We start from the raw sequence: 13,554 nt of genomic DNA, 5'->3' as shown, positions 1-13,554 counted from the left end.
CAGCGAACAAAATGAGGATGCGGGCCGTCATCGCCATAGCGGGCACGCTGCGAACAGAGGCCGAGAACGGCCGTGCCGTTCCGTTCTTCGGGACGGCGGAGTCGGCCGGGCTGTCACACCCGTCGGGCACCATTGGATTGCCGCGACGCGGGACGGGTATTGCGCTCACAGCGAACCTGTTATCACCGGGAATGGTCGAAGAGGCACGCTTGTTGTCACCCACGTGGCACCCGTCGTCCGCGGACCCGGGAGATAAGGTGTACCCACAGGGTTTTGCAAGCCACGACCAGTAACGACGACAAGTAGCGGCGGACGCGAGGAGCAGAAGCGCATGTTTGAACGGTTTACGGACCGTGCCCGACGCGTGGTCGTCTTGGCTCAAGAAGAAGCCAGGATGCTCAACCACAACTACATCGGCACGGAACACATCCTGCTCGGCCTCATCCACGAGGGCGAGGGCGTGGCGGCGAAGGCCCTGGAGAGCCTGGGCATTTCCTTGGAAGGCGTCCGCCAGCAGGTCGAGGAGATCATCGGCCAGGGCCAGCAGGCCCCGTCCGGGCACATCCCCTTCACCCCGCGGGCGAAGAAGGTGCTCGAGCTGAGCCTGCGCGAAGCGCTGCAGCTGGGCCACAACTACATCGGGACCGAGCACATCCTGCTCGGCCTGATCCGCGAGGGCGAGGGCGTCGCCGCCCAGGTCCTCATCAAGCTCGGCGCGGACCTCAACCGCGTCCGCCAGCAGGTGCTCCAGCTCCTGTCCGGCTACCAGGGCAAGGAGCCCGCGGGCGCCACGGCCGGCGGCACCTCCCAGGAGGCGCAGCAGTCCGGTTCGCTCGTGCTCGACCAGTTCGGCCGCAACCTCACGCAGGCCGCCCGCGACGGCAAGCTCGACCCCGTGATCGGGCGCCAGCGCGAGATCGAGCGCGTCATGCAGGTCCTCTCCCGCCGCACCAAGAACAACCCGGTGCTCATCGGCGAGCCCGGCGTCGGCAAGACCGCCGCCGTCGAGGGCCTCGCGCAGGCGATCACCAAGGGCGAGGTCCCCGAGACCCTCAAGGACAAGCAGCTGTACACGCTCGACCTGGGCGCCCTGGTGGCCGGTTCGCGCTACCGCGGCGACTTCGAAGAGCGGCTGAAGAAGGTCCTCAAGGAGATCAAGACCCGCGGCGACATCATCCTGTTCATCGACGAGATCCACACGCTCGTCGGTGCGGGGGCCGCCGAGGGCGCGATCGACGCGGCCTCGATCCTCAAGCCCATGCTGGCCCGCGGCGAGCTGCAGACCATCGGCGCGACCACGCTCGACGAGTACCGCAAGTACCTCGAGAAGGACGCCGCCCTGGAACGACGCTTCCAGCCGATCCAGGTGGCCGAGCCGTCGTTGGCGCACACCATCGAGATCCTCAAGGGCCTGCGGGACCGCTACGAGGCCCACCACCGCGTGTCCATCACGGACGGCGCCCTGGTGCAGGCCGCGACGCTCGCGGACCGGTACATCTCGGACCGGTTCCTGCCCGACAAGGCCATCGACCTCATCGACGAGGCGGGCGCGAGAATGCGCATCCGCCGGATGACCGCACCGCCGGACCTCCGCGAGATCGACGAGGAGATCGCGGAGACGCGCCGCCAGAAGGAGTCGGCGATCGACGCCCAGGACTTCGAGGCCGCCGCGCGCCTGCGCGACACCGAGAAGCGCCTCCACGAGAAGCGCGCCAAGCGCGAGCAGGAGTGGAAGGCCGGCGACCTCGACCAGGTCACCGAGGTCGACGAGGAGATGATCTCCGAGGTCCTCGCGAACTGGACCGGCATCCCGGTCTACAAGCTCACCGAGGAGGAGACCTCCCGTCTGCTGAAGATGGAGGAGGAGATCCACAAGCGGATCATCGGCCAGGAGGACGCCGTCAAGGCCGTCTCGAAGGCGATCCGCCGTACCCGCGCCGGGCTCAAGGACCCCAAGCGCCCGTCCGGTTCGTTCATCTTCGCCGGCCCGTCCGGTGTGGGTAAGACCGAGCTGGCGAAGGCGCTCGCGGAGTTCCTGTTCGGCTCCGAGGACTCGCTGATCCAGCTCGACATGTCCGAGTTCCACGACCGGTACACGGTGTCGCGCCTGGTCGGTGCGCCTCCCGGGTACGTCGGGTACGACGAGGGCGGGCAGCTCACCGAGAAGGTGCGCCGCAAGCCGTTCTCGGTGGTCCTGTTCGACGAGATCGAGAAGGCCCACCCGGACGTGTTCAACACGCTCCTGCAGATCCTGGAGGACGGTCGCCTGACCGACGGCCAGGGCCGCATCGTGGACTTCAAGAACACGGTGATCATCCTGACCACCAACCTCGGCACGAAGGACGTCGGCAAGGCCGTCTCGCTGGGCTTCCAGTCGGACGCGTCCGAGGGCGGCGACTACGACCGGATGAAGGAGAAGGTCTCGGAGGAGCTGAAGAACCACTTCCGCCCCGAGTTCCTGAACCGCATCGACGACACGATCGTGTTCCCGAAGCACTCGCAGGACGCGATCGTCGCGATCGTCGACCTCATGGTCAAGCGCATCGAGGACCAGCTCGCGAACCGCGACATGGCCCTGGAGCTGACGGACGCCGCGAAGCTGTACCTGGGGCACAAGGGCTACGACCCGGTCATGGGTGCGCGGCCGCTGCGCCGCACGATCCAGCGCGAGATCGAGGACACGCTCTCGGAGAAGATCCTCTTCAACGAGTTCACCCCCGGTCAGATCGTGATCGTGGACGTCGACGGCGACCCGAAGGACGTCGAGAAGACGAACCTGACGTTCAGGGGCGCCGACAAGCCCGCGAGCGTCCCGGACACGCCTCCGGCCGAGCTGGCCGGCGAGCGGGCTCCCAAGAGCCCGGGAGCCGGTACCGGCACGATGCCGCCGAAGAGCCCGGGAGCCGGGCCGCGCGGCGGCCAGGTGGGCCAGGGCGGCGCCGCTTAACCGCGGAGGCCGATCGAGCGAACAGGGGCGGGACCGCGAGGTCCCGCCCCTTCGTCGTGCCGTGCCGCCGCGAGCCGGCGGCGGCCGGGCAGGCGTACTCGGCGCCGCGTCCGGGTCGAGCCGGTTCGGTGCCCGACGGCGTCCGGAGCACCCGTGGCCCGGGCGCGCGGAGGGCATGAAAAAAGCCGGAGCGGCTGCTCCGGCTTCTCTCTTCTCGCCACTGGCGGAGGATAGGGGATTCGAACCCCTGAGGGCGTTAACCCAACACGCTTTCCAAGCGTGCGCACTAGGCCACTATGCGAATCCTCCGCGGAAGACCTTACCGGATGCCTCCGGCGACTTCCAACCGGGTTGAACGAGGTGACCTGCGCTGCATCGGGCCCCGTCGGGGCGCTCCCGGTTCGGTGGCGGCGGAGGCGTGGGGTAGACTTTCGCCCGTCCCTCATGCGGCGTCATCTTGTGAACCTCCCCAGGGCCGGAAGGCAGCAAGGATAAGCGGGCTCTGTCGGGTGCGTGAGGGACCCCGCCGCCTTAGCTCAGTCGGTAGAGCGATTCACTCGTAATGAATAGGTCAACGGTTCGATTCCGTTAGGCGGCTCCAGCAGAAAGACCCCGGTTTCCCGGGGTCTTTTCTCGTTTCCCCGGTCAGTCGCCCGCGGCAGGCAGCCGCACCGTGACCGCCAAGCCCCCCTCGGCGCGGGCCGCCGCGGTGACCTCGCCGCCGTGGGCCTTCGCGACCGCCCTGACGATGGACAGGCCGAGCCCGGCCCCCTTGGAGGCCGTGGCGAGCCGCTCGGTGCCCAGGCGCCGGAACGGCTCGAACAGGCCCTCCACCTCGAACACGGGCACCACCGGGCCCGCGTTGACGACCTCCAGGACCGCGAAGGCGCCCTCGCGGCGGGTCGCCACGCGCATCCATCCGCCCTCCGGCGCGTTGTACCGGATCGCGTTCTCCACGAGGTTCTGCGCCAGGCGCTCCAGCAGCACCGGCTCGCCCATGGTCGGCGCCTCCTCGCAGCGGGTCGCCACCGCGACCCCGCCCGCCGGGGTCTGCGCCACCACGTACTCGGCCACGTCCGACAGGTCCACGTACGACCGCTCGGCCAGCTCGCGGTCCGAGCGCATGAGCAGCAGCAGGCCCTCGATGAGCCGCTCGTGCCGCGCGTTCACCTCCAGCAGGGTCTCGCCCAGCAGCCGCACCTCCGCGGACGCGTCCTGCCGGTGCACCGCCACCTCCAGCAGCGCCCGCGTCACCGTCAGCGGCGTCCGCAGCTCATGGGAGGCGTTGGAGATGAACGCACGCTGCCCGTCGAAGGACTGGTCGAGCCGCTCCAGCATCCGGTTGAACGTCTCCGAGAGCTCCCGCAGCTCATCGCGCGGACCGCTCACCTTGATCCGCTGGTGCAGGCCCCGGTCCGCAGCCGGGGCCTCCGCGATCTGCGCCGCCGTGTCGGTCACCCGCTGCAGGGGCCGCAGCATCCGCCCCGCCACGAGCCAGCCGATCGCGATCGTCCCGAGCCCTACCAGCAGCAGCGCCAGCGGCCCTTGGTTGCGGATCGCGTCCAGCGCCTCGGCCCACACCTCGTTCGTGGCGATGAGCCGCAGGTGCTGGTCCTCCGTCAGCACCTCGGTCTCGGGCGGCGCGACCTCCTCCCCGGAGGAGTTGAAGCTGCGGATGATCGCCCCCTCATCGGGGATGCCCTGCTCGACGAGGCTGTAGGTGAGGACCAGGAGCAGCGCCCCGCCGGCGAGGAACAGCCCGCCGTAGACGAGGGTCAGGCGGGCCCGGAGCGTGAGTCGGATGCGGCGCTTCATTGCAGGTAGTACCCCACTCCGGGTTCGGTCAGGACCACCGGCGGGTCGCCGAGCTTGCGCCTGAGCTTGAGGATGGTCATCCGCACCGCCTGCGTGAACGGGTCGGTGTGCTCGTCCCAGGCCTTCTCGAGCAGCTGCTCGGCCGAGACGGGCGCGCCGCCCGCCCGCAGCAGCTCGGTGAGGACCGCGAACTCCTTGCGCGACAACGGCACGTACCGGCCGTCACGGAACACCTGGTGCAGATGCGTGTCGAGGGTGATCCCGGCCCGCTCGAGCACCGGCGGCGCCGCCGGCCGGGCCCGCCGCCCCAGCGCCGCCACACGCGCCGCCAGCTCCCGGAACGCGAACGGCTTCGGCAAGTAGTCGTCCGCGCCGAGCGAGAGCCCGGTGACCCGGTCGTCGATGTCGGACGCGGCCGTGAGCATCAGCACCCGCGTGTCCCCGTGCTCGGCGGCGATCGCCCGGCACACCTGGTCGCCGTGCACCCCCGGCAGGTCCCGGTCGAGGACGACCACGTCGTAGTCGTTGACGCCGAACCGCTCGAGCGCCGCCGCACCGTCGAACGCGATGTCCACCGCATGCGACTCTCCGCGCAGCCACTCGGCCACGGCATCGGCGAGCAGCGGCTCGTCCTCCACCACCAGGATTCTCATGCCCTCCATCATGGCCCGCCCCGCGTTGCCGCGGCATTGCCGTTTCGGCTTACGGCCGGGCAACGCCGCCGCGACTGTACTGGTGCTGCGCCGGGACCTCCCTGGCGGAGAAAGGACGAGCTTTCATGCGGCGATACACGATCGCACTCCTCTTGGGCCTGACGGCCCTGACGGTCGCGGCCTGCAGCGACGACGACGGCGACGGGGGCGTGGCCAGCGTCGACACCACCGCTTCCGAGTCCGCGAGCGAGGACGCCGGCGGCGGCGAGGAGCTGGACGGCTTCGAGCAGGCGCTGGCCTATTCGGAGTGCATGCGCGAGAACGGGATCACGGAGTTCCCGGACCCGGAGCGCAACGGCGAGAACGGCGTGGGCCTGTCCCTGCCCGAGGGCATGGACCCGCAGGACGAGGACTTCAAGGCCGCCGAGGAGGCCTGCGAGGACCTGATGCCCGGCCCGGGTGAGGGCGAGACGCTCGACCCGGAGATCTACGAGGCACTGCTGGACTACTCGGAGTGCATGCGTGAGAACGGCATCACCGAGTTCCCGGACCCGCAGCCGAACGGCGGCATCATGATGAACGGCGAACAGGGCTTCGACCCGCAGAGCGAGGAGTTCCAGGCGGCCGACGAGGCGTGCGCGGACCTGCGCCCCGAGCGTCCTAGCGAGGACGAGTGATGACCCGCGAGCGCCGCAGGGGCGCCGTCGGGAAGGCGGTCGCCGTGACCGCCGTGGCGGTGGCCGCCGCCGGGGCCGCCGCGGCCGCTCTCGGCTTCGATCCTCGGGTGTTCTTCGAGGAGGCCGAGGCCGGAGCGTCGCAGGAGACCCCGGCGACCGCCGAGGTCGTGCAGCAGACGCTCACCGAGACCGTGACGGCCTCCGGCGATCTCGGCTTCGGGGACGTGATCGGTCTCGACTGCCTGCGGGGCGGCACGTTCACGGCGCTGCCGAAGGCGGGCGACGTGATCGAGCGCGGCGGTGAGCTGTACGCGGTGGACGACCAGCCGGTGACCCTCCTGTACGGGTCGCTCCCGGCGTACCGGTCGCTGACGCCGGGCGCCGAGGGCGCCGACGTGCAGCAGTTCGAGGAGAACCTGTCGAAGCTCGGCTATGACGGGTTCACCGTGGACGACGAGTACACGGACGCGACCGCGGAGGCGGTGGAGGAGTGGCAGGATGACCTGGGCCTGCCGGAGACCGGTGTCGTCGATCTGGGTCAGATCGCTTACGCCCCTGGGGAGGTGCGGGTGGATACGGTCGGCGTCGAGCTGGGCGACCCGGCCCAGCCGGGCGCGCCGGTGCTCGACTACACGGGCCTCGACAAGGTCGTGACGGTGGAGGTCGACCTGGAGGACCAGGAGCTGGTCACGGTCGGCGAGGCCGTCGCGATCACCCTCCCTGACGGCACCGAGGCGACCGGGACGATCGCCGACTCCGAGTCGCTGGTGAGCGAGGAGGACACGCAGAGCGGCACCGAGAGCACCACGTACCTGGAGGTGACGGTGGCCGCGGACGACCCGGCGGTGTTCGACGGGCTCGACCAGGCCGCGGTCGACATCGGGTTCGCCGGGGACACGGCCGAGGACGTGCTCACCGTTCCGGTGGAGGCCCTGCTGGGCCTCGGCGCCGGCGGGTACGGCCTGGAGATCGCCCACGGCGACACCACTGAGGTGATCGCGGTCGACACGGGCCTGTTCGCCGACGGGTCGGTGGAAGTGAGCGGCGAGGGCCTCGAAGCGGGCATGGCCGTGGTGGTGCCCTCATGAGCACCCTCGCGCAGGCCCCTGCGGAGGCCGAGACGCCGGCGGGGCCGCGGCCGGTGGTGGAGCTCGACGGGGTCTCCAAGACGTATCCGGGCGGGGTGCGGGCGCTGCGCGGCGTCTCCCTGCGGATCGAGGCGGGGGAGATGTGCGCGATCGTCGGCCCCTCGGGTTCGGGCAAGTCGACGATGCTGCATCTCATCGGCACGCTCGACCGGCCCAGCGAGGGCACGGTCCGCATCGACGGGTTCGATGTGGCGCGGCTGCGCGACAAGCAGCTGTCCGCGCTGCGTGCCACCAGGATCGGGTTCGTGTTCCAGCAGTTCCACCTTGCGGTGGGCCAGCAGGTGCTCGACAACGTCGCGGACGGGCTGCTCTATTCGGGGCGGCGCGGTCCGGACCGGCGGGCGCGTGCCGCCGCGGCCTTGGAGAAGGTCGGGCTCGCGCACCGCTTGGACCACTTGCCGAACGAGCTGTCCGGTGGCGAGCGGCAGCGGGTGGCGGTGGCGCGGGCGATCGTCGGGGAGCCGGCGGTGCTGCTCGCGGACGAGCCGACGGGCAACCTCGACTCGGTGTCCGGGGCCGGGGTGATGGCGCTGCTGCACGAGCTGCACGCGGCCGGGACCACCGTCGTGGTCATCACGCACGACCAGGACATCGCGCGGTCGCTGCCGCGGCAGGTCGCGATGCGCGACGGAGAGGTGGTCTGAATGCCAACGCCCTCAACCGGTCCGGGCCGCGGCGAGGAGCCGCTCCCGGGCGGCTGGCCGCCGCCGATCCCCGCGCCGCCGACACCGAACGCCGACGGGGCCGATGCGGCGGGAGGCCGACTCGGACCGCGAACGCCTACCGGGCCTTCGGGGAACGAACCGCCGGCACCGAACGTCGACGGAACCAATGCGGCGGGAGGCCGACTCGGACCGCGAACGCCTACCGGGCCTTCGGGGAACGAACCGCCGGCACCGGACGCGGACGAGGCGGCCTCGTGGCGTTCGGCCAGCGGGTCCTCGCGTCCGCAGCCGAGCAGCGCGCCGCAAGGCGGTCCGCTCGAACCGGCGCCGGGCGTCGAGCAGGCATCGACGCCGACGCGACCGGCAAGTGCGCCTTCGCGACCGCAGCCGGGAACCGCGCAAGGAGGCCCGCTCGAACCCCCGCAGGCCGCCGCTTCGGCGTCGCCGCCCGGTTCGGGCACGGCCCCGGTGCCGGACGCCGGGCCGCCACCGCCGGGGAGGCGGCCGAAGGGCGCTCGCCGGATGCGGTCGCTGCGGTCGTCCGGTCCGGCGGAGCCTTCCGCGAAGTCGCTGCGGTCGGCTCGGATGCACCCGGGGGACGTGCTGCGGGTGGGGGCCACCGGCCTGCGCACGCGGCCGCTGCGGGCGTGGTTGTCCGCGTTGGGCATCGCGATCGGGATCGCGGCGATGATCGCGGTCGTCGGGATCTCGTCGTCGAGCCGGGCCGAGCTCGACCGGCAGCTCGCGGCGCTCGGCACGAACCTGCTCACGGTCTCGCCGGGCACGTCGATGATGAGCGGCGAGGTCGGGGTGCTGCCGTACGAGGCGGTGTCGATGATCGGCCGGATCACGCCGGTCACGCAGGTCGCGGCGACCGGGGTGGTGCCGGACGTGAACGTGTACCGGTCGGACCGGATTCCGGAGTCGCAGAGCGGCGGCATGACCGTGCAGGCGGCCGAGCTCAACCTGCTCGACACGGTGGGTGCGGCGCTCGCGGACGGCGTGTGGCTCAACGAGGCCACGGCGCAGTACCCGGCGGTGGTGCTCGGCTCGAGCGCCGCCGAGCAGCTGGGGGTCACCGGCGCCGGCGTGGACGTCTACATCGGCGGGCAGTGGTTCTCGGTGGTGGGCGTGCTGGAGCCGGTGGCGCTCGCGCCGGAGCTGAACCTGACGGCGCTCATCGGCTGGGAGTCCGCTGCGGCGTACCTCGCGTTCGACGGGCACGCGACCACGGTGTACACCCGCGCTGAGGACGCTTATGTGCTCGATGTGGCGAACGTGCTCGCGGCGACGGCCGATCCGTCGGCGCCCGATGAGATGTCGGTGTCGCGGCCCTCTGACGCGCTCGAGGCGCAGCAGGCGGTGGACTCGGCGTTCACCGGGATGCTGCTGGGGCTCGGCGCGGTGGCGCTGCTCGTCGGCGGGGTCGGGGTCGCGAACACGATGGTGATCTCGGTGCTGGAGCGGCGCAGTGAGATCGGGCTGCGCAGGTCGCTGGGGGCGACGCGCGGCCAGGTGCGGGTGCAGTTCCTCGCGGAGTCGCTGCTGCTCAGTGCCCTGGGCGGCCTGGGCGGGGTGCTCATCGGGACCGTGGTGACGGTCGGGTACGCGTCCTCGCAGGGCTGGCCTGCGGTGGTGCCGTACTGGGCGAGTGCGGGCGGTGTCGGCGCGACGCTCTTCATCGGCGCGGTCGCGGGGCTCTACCCGGCGATCCGGGCGTCCCGGCTCTCGCCGACGGAGGCCCTCTCGACCCAATAGGGAGAGGCGGGGGCCGGTGGGGGCACCGCCTCTGGGTGCGGCGGCCGCCGATACCAGGGGCGGCCGCCGCGTTGCGCTTACAGGTACTGGCGCAGGATCGGCGTCAGCAGGCCGGCGATCTTCGCGTGGCCGGCGTCGTGCGGATGCACGTTGTCGCTGGTGTCGGTGGACGCATTCACCCAGCCGCGGGTGTCGACGTAGTGGACCTTCGAGTCACCGGCGTTGTTGCGGTTGGCGACGGCGTTCTGCACCTCCGTGAGCAGGCGTTCGCGGAAGACGCCCATCGCGAGGATCTCCGCGTTCGGGTACGACTGACGGACCCGCTGCAGCAGCAGGATGTAGTCGGCCTGGAACTGCGCCGCGGACACCTTGTTGTTGGTGCCCAGGTTGATGACGACCACGTCGGTCTCGTAGGTGTTGAACTCCCACATGTCGTTCGCGTCCTGGTTGGTGGTGCGCAGGAACCAGTCGACCATGCCGCGGCAGTCGGTGGTCGAGACGCACGCGCCGCCTTCGGCGACCTGCATGTGGGAGGCGCCGACCGCTTCGGCCGAGTTCCACGCGTAGGTCGAGAAGGGACGGTTCGCGTTCGGCGAGCCGACGGTGATGGAGTCGCCGATGAACTCGATGTGCTTGTCGGGCCGCACGGTCGCGCTGGTCGCGCCGCCCGAGCCGAGGATGAACCCGCCGAAGGACGGGTCGCCGGTGTAGGAGCCGGCCCGCTCGCGGAAGCCGATGCGGATCGTGTGGGTGCCGCTGAGGCCGCTCCTGACGGTCACGTTCCCGGAGACGTTCCGCATCCAGGTCTCGTTGCCGCCGTCGATCGAGTACCACATGTCGATGGTGTTGCGCAGCTTCACGCCGATCGAGGAGCCGGTGAAGGCGGTCTCGACGTACCCGCCGGCCCAGCCCATCTGGTACCAGGTGGCGTTGTCCTTGTCCCAGCGCCCGTAGAACTGGACGTTCGGGTCGGTGAGGGAGCCGTTCCCGGAGGTGCCGCCCGTCTCGACCGGCACGAGCTTCCAGTGCTGCGTCTCGAGGTTGTTGCGGGTGTACTGCGAGACGCGGCTGCCCGCGGTGGTCGCCCCCTCCCAGTTGTCGAGGGCCTTGCCCGAGTTGCGGTTCACGAGTTCGACGCTGCCGTCGGACTGGTTGTTGACCTGCCACTGCTGGTTGGTGCCGTTGTTGTCGGCCCACTGGACGATGTCGGCGCCGTTGGCGGTGGACTTGGCGTAGACGTCGAGTACCTGATTCGAGTGCCGGGCCTGGATCCGGTAGTAGCCGCTGCCGGAGTCGACGAAGCGGAACTGCTGGCTGGTCGCGTTCGACGTGGTGGCGAGGACGGCTTTCGCGCCCGCGGTGGTGGAGCCGCCTTCGATGCTGACGGCGAGGCCGGTCTGGTCGTTGACGATCCGGTACCAGACGTTGGTCTCGACGGCGGACGCCGGAGCGGCCGTGAGGGCGGTGAGGCCCGCGGCCGTGCAGACGGCGACGGTCACCGCGGCGAACCAGCGCGCCAGTCTGGCGCGGGATGGAGCGGGAGTGCGCAAGGGGGAACTCCTTACATTGAAACGTTTAAATGCGTCGGTATCGTTAGAGGATACCGCTTACACGTGAGCGAAGCCACCCCCGAGAACGCCCGAAAACAACGAGATACCGACACCACCCGACACGCCGCGGCCCCTGCTGTGCCGCCCGCACCAACTCCACCGGTCGCGCCGCCATATGTCAGAGCCAGGCCGTACCCTGGCAGGAACGGAAGAGCCCCGGCCAGCAGGAGGAAGACGTGGCACTCGCGCTGTACCGCAAATACCGGCCGCAGACCTTCGCAGAGGTCGTCGGCCAAGAGCACGTCACCGAACCGCTCATCAACGCCATCCGCGCCGGGCGCCTCAACCACGCCTACCTCTTCTCAGGCCCCCGCGGCTGCGGCAAGACCTCCTCCGCCCGCATCCTCGCCCGCTCCCTCAACTGCGCCCAGGGCCCCACCCCCGAACCCTGCGGCGAATGCCGCTCCTGCCGCGCCCTCGCCGCAGACGGCCACGGCTCCGTCGACGTCATCGAGATCGACGCCGCCAGCCACGGCGGCGTCGACGACGCCCGCGAACTGCGCGAACGCGCCGTCTTCGCCCCCGTCGACTCCCGCTTCAAGATCTACATCATCGACGAAGCCCACATGGTCACCGCCGCAGGCTTCAACGCCCTCCTCAAACTCGTCGAAGAACCCCCCGAATACGTCCTCTTCATCTTCGCCACCACCGAGCCGGACAAGGTCCTCCCCACCATCCGCTCCCGCACCCACCACTACCCCTTCCGCCTCATCGCCCCGCCCGCGATGCGCGAACTCTGCCGCAGGCTCTGCGACGAAGAAGGCGCCGTCGTCGCCGACGACGTCCTCCCCCTCGTCGTCCGCTCCGGCGGCGGCTCCGCCCGCGACACCCTCTCCGTCCTCGACCAGCTCATCGCCGGCGCCGGACCCGAAGGCGTCACCTACGAACGCGCCGCCGGACTCCTCGGCGTCACCGACGCCGGACTCCTCGACGAAATGTGCGAAGCCTTCGCCGCCGCCGACGGCCGCGCCGTCATGGAAGTCGTCGAACGCGTCGTCGAAGGCGGCCACGACCCCCGCCGCTTCGCCGGCGACCTCCTCGAACGCCTCCGCGACCTCATCGTCCTCCACCAGGTCCCCGACGCGGGCTCCTCCGGCCTCGTCGACGCCCCCGCCGACCAGCTCGCCAAGATGACCAGCCAGGCCACCCGCATGGGCACCTCCACCATCACCCGCATGGCCGAGGTCATCGCCGCCGGACTCGCCAGCATGCGCGGCGCCACCGCCCCCCGCCTCCTCCTCGAACTCGCCTGCGTCCGCGCCATCCTGCCCGGCTCCGACGAATCCATGGCCGGACTCACCCAGCGCCTCGAAACCCTCGAGCAGCGCGCCGCCGGAGCCGCCTTCGCGGCGCCGGCGCGCGAAATCCCGACCGGCGGCGCCGCCGCGGCACGCGCCGCGCTGGCGAAGACCGCCGAGCCCGCTGCTCCCGTCCCTGCCGCGACTCCGGCACCGGTCCCGCCGCCGCCCGCAGAGGAGACGGCCGCAGTGCCGGCCGCTCCGGTCGCCGTGCCGCCCTGGGAAGACGAAGCCCCGCAGGCGAGCCCGCCGGTGCCCGAGCCCGCGGCGCCCGCTGACGACTGGGCCGACGCCGAGCCCGTCCCGGCCGCCGAGCCGGCGGCTCCGGCGTACGCGCCGGTCGCCGAGTCCGGTGGGGCCTCAGCCGCTTCGATCCGGCGCCAGTGGGACCGGATCATGATGGCGGTCAAGGACAAGAAGCGCACCACTGCGGCGCTGCTGCAGGATGCGACGATCGCCGACGCCACGGACAACGAAGTGGTGCTCGCCTTCAAGCACTCCTTCCATGCGGAGAACCTGCAGAAGGAGCCCGCGTACGGGATCGTCGTGGGGGTTCTCAACGACGTCCTCGGCGGCAACTGGAAGATCCGGTGCGAAGTGGGGGAGGCCGGGAGCCTCCCAAAAGCGGGAACGGGACCGGCGCCTAGCCCGGCGCCGAGCCGCCCCGCGCCTGCGGGCTCGTCGAACGGCCAGGCGCAGAGCGCTCGGCAGCAGGGCGCCCCGTCCCGCCAGGCCCCGCCGCCGGCCGCGGAGTCCTTCGAGGAGCCTCCTGCGGACGACTTCGACGAGCCGAGCCCTGACGACCCCGTCGCCCCGGGCGGCTTCGGCACGAGCGAGGAGCAGGCCGTGAAGCTCCTGACGACCGCCTTCAGCGCCAAGCAGATCGCCTGAATTCCCCAAAGTTATCCACAGGCTTCCTACCTGCAATAACACTGATTTTGCGGTGGGTTATCCACAGGCGGAAAACTTCTGTTGCCACTCCG

The 13,554-nt window shown here is 70.8% G+C and carries 8 protein-coding genes, 2 tRNA genes, 1 other RNA gene and 1 pseudogene; 8 read left to right on the top strand and 4 right to left on the bottom strand.

Going from position 1 to position 13,554, the window contains the following annotated elements:
* Window positions 1-331: 331 nt before the first annotated feature.
* Window positions 332-2,842: pseudogene (locus QWI33_RS26030) on the top strand (ATP-dependent Clp protease ATP-binding subunit); the annotation flags it as partial.
* A 326-nt stretch (window positions 2,843-3,168) separates the two neighbouring features.
* Here the strand turns inward: QWI33_RS26030 and QWI33_RS26025 are convergent.
* Window positions 3,169-3,256 (bottom strand) — tRNA-Ser (locus tag QWI33_RS26025).
* Window positions 3,257-3,381: 125 nt separating this feature from the next.
* Here QWI33_RS26025 and ffs point away from each other — a divergent pair.
* Window positions 3,382-3,475: signal recognition particle sRNA small type (ffs, locus tag QWI33_RS26020), an RNA gene on the top strand.
* A tRNA-Thr gene (locus QWI33_RS26015) sits at window positions 3,473-3,548 on the top strand. Before ffs ends, QWI33_RS26015 begins: the two co-directional genes overlap by 3 nt.
* A gap of 44 nt (window positions 3,549-3,592) precedes the next feature.
* On the opposite strand, the gene QWI33_RS26010 is transcribed toward QWI33_RS26015, so the two are convergent.
* Complete coding sequence (locus QWI33_RS26010; RefSeq protein ID WP_289958092.1) at window positions 3,593-4,762, bottom strand: sensor histidine kinase; 1,170 nt, start codon at window positions 4,760-4,762, stop codon at window positions 3,593-3,595.
* Entirely contained in the window at window positions 4,759-5,415 is a 657-nt protein-coding gene (locus QWI33_RS26005) for a response regulator transcription factor (RefSeq protein ID WP_289958091.1), read from the bottom strand. Before QWI33_RS26005 ends, QWI33_RS26010 begins: the two co-directional genes overlap by 4 nt.
* A gap of 125 nt (window positions 5,416-5,540) precedes the next feature.
* On the opposite strand from QWI33_RS26005, the gene QWI33_RS26000 reads away from it, so the two are divergent.
* From QWI33_RS26000 to QWI33_RS25985, 4 genes are all read left to right on the top strand, one after another.
* Window positions 5,541-6,092 carry a hypothetical protein gene (locus tag QWI33_RS26000; RefSeq protein WP_289958090.1) on the top strand — a complete coding sequence of 184 codons (552 nt, stop codon included), beginning with the start codon at window positions 5,541-5,543 and terminating at the stop codon, window positions 6,090-6,092.
* The gene (locus QWI33_RS25995; RefSeq protein WP_289958089.1) at window positions 6,092-7,180 is read left to right on the top strand and encodes a peptidoglycan-binding protein; all 1,089 of its coding nucleotides are present in this window, start codon (window positions 6,092-6,094) and stop codon (window positions 7,178-7,180) included. Before QWI33_RS26000 ends, QWI33_RS25995 begins: the two co-directional genes overlap by 1 nt.
* On the top strand, window positions 7,177-7,884 hold the full coding sequence (locus QWI33_RS25990; RefSeq protein WP_289958088.1) for an ABC transporter ATP-binding protein: 708 nt from the start codon (window positions 7,177-7,179) through the stop codon (window positions 7,882-7,884). The genes QWI33_RS25995 and QWI33_RS25990 overlap by 4 nt, the downstream gene beginning before the upstream one ends.
* Window positions 7,885-8,490: 606 nt before the next feature.
* A complete protein-coding gene (locus QWI33_RS25985) occupies window positions 8,491-9,663 on the top strand; it encodes an ABC transporter permease (RefSeq protein ID WP_289958087.1) in 1,173 nt (390 codons plus the stop codon).
* Window positions 9,664-9,740: 77 nt separating this feature from the next.
* On the opposite strand, the gene QWI33_RS25980 is transcribed toward QWI33_RS25985, so the two are convergent.
* A complete protein-coding gene (locus QWI33_RS25980) occupies window positions 9,741-11,213 on the bottom strand; it encodes an RICIN domain-containing protein (RefSeq protein ID WP_289958086.1) in 1,473 nt (490 codons plus the stop codon).
* A 236-nt stretch (window positions 11,214-11,449) separates the two neighbouring features.
* Between QWI33_RS25980 and QWI33_RS25975 the strand changes: the two genes are divergently transcribed.
* Window positions 11,450-13,462: a DNA polymerase III subunit gamma and tau gene (locus QWI33_RS25975; protein ID WP_289958085.1), complete on the top strand. Its 2,013-nt coding sequence runs from the start codon at window positions 11,450-11,452 to the stop codon at window positions 13,460-13,462.
* Window positions 13,463-13,554 lie beyond the last annotated feature (92 nt).

The organism is Glycomyces tritici (genome assembly GCF_030403505.1).
This window is presented reverse-complemented; position numbering and strand designations above follow the sequence as displayed.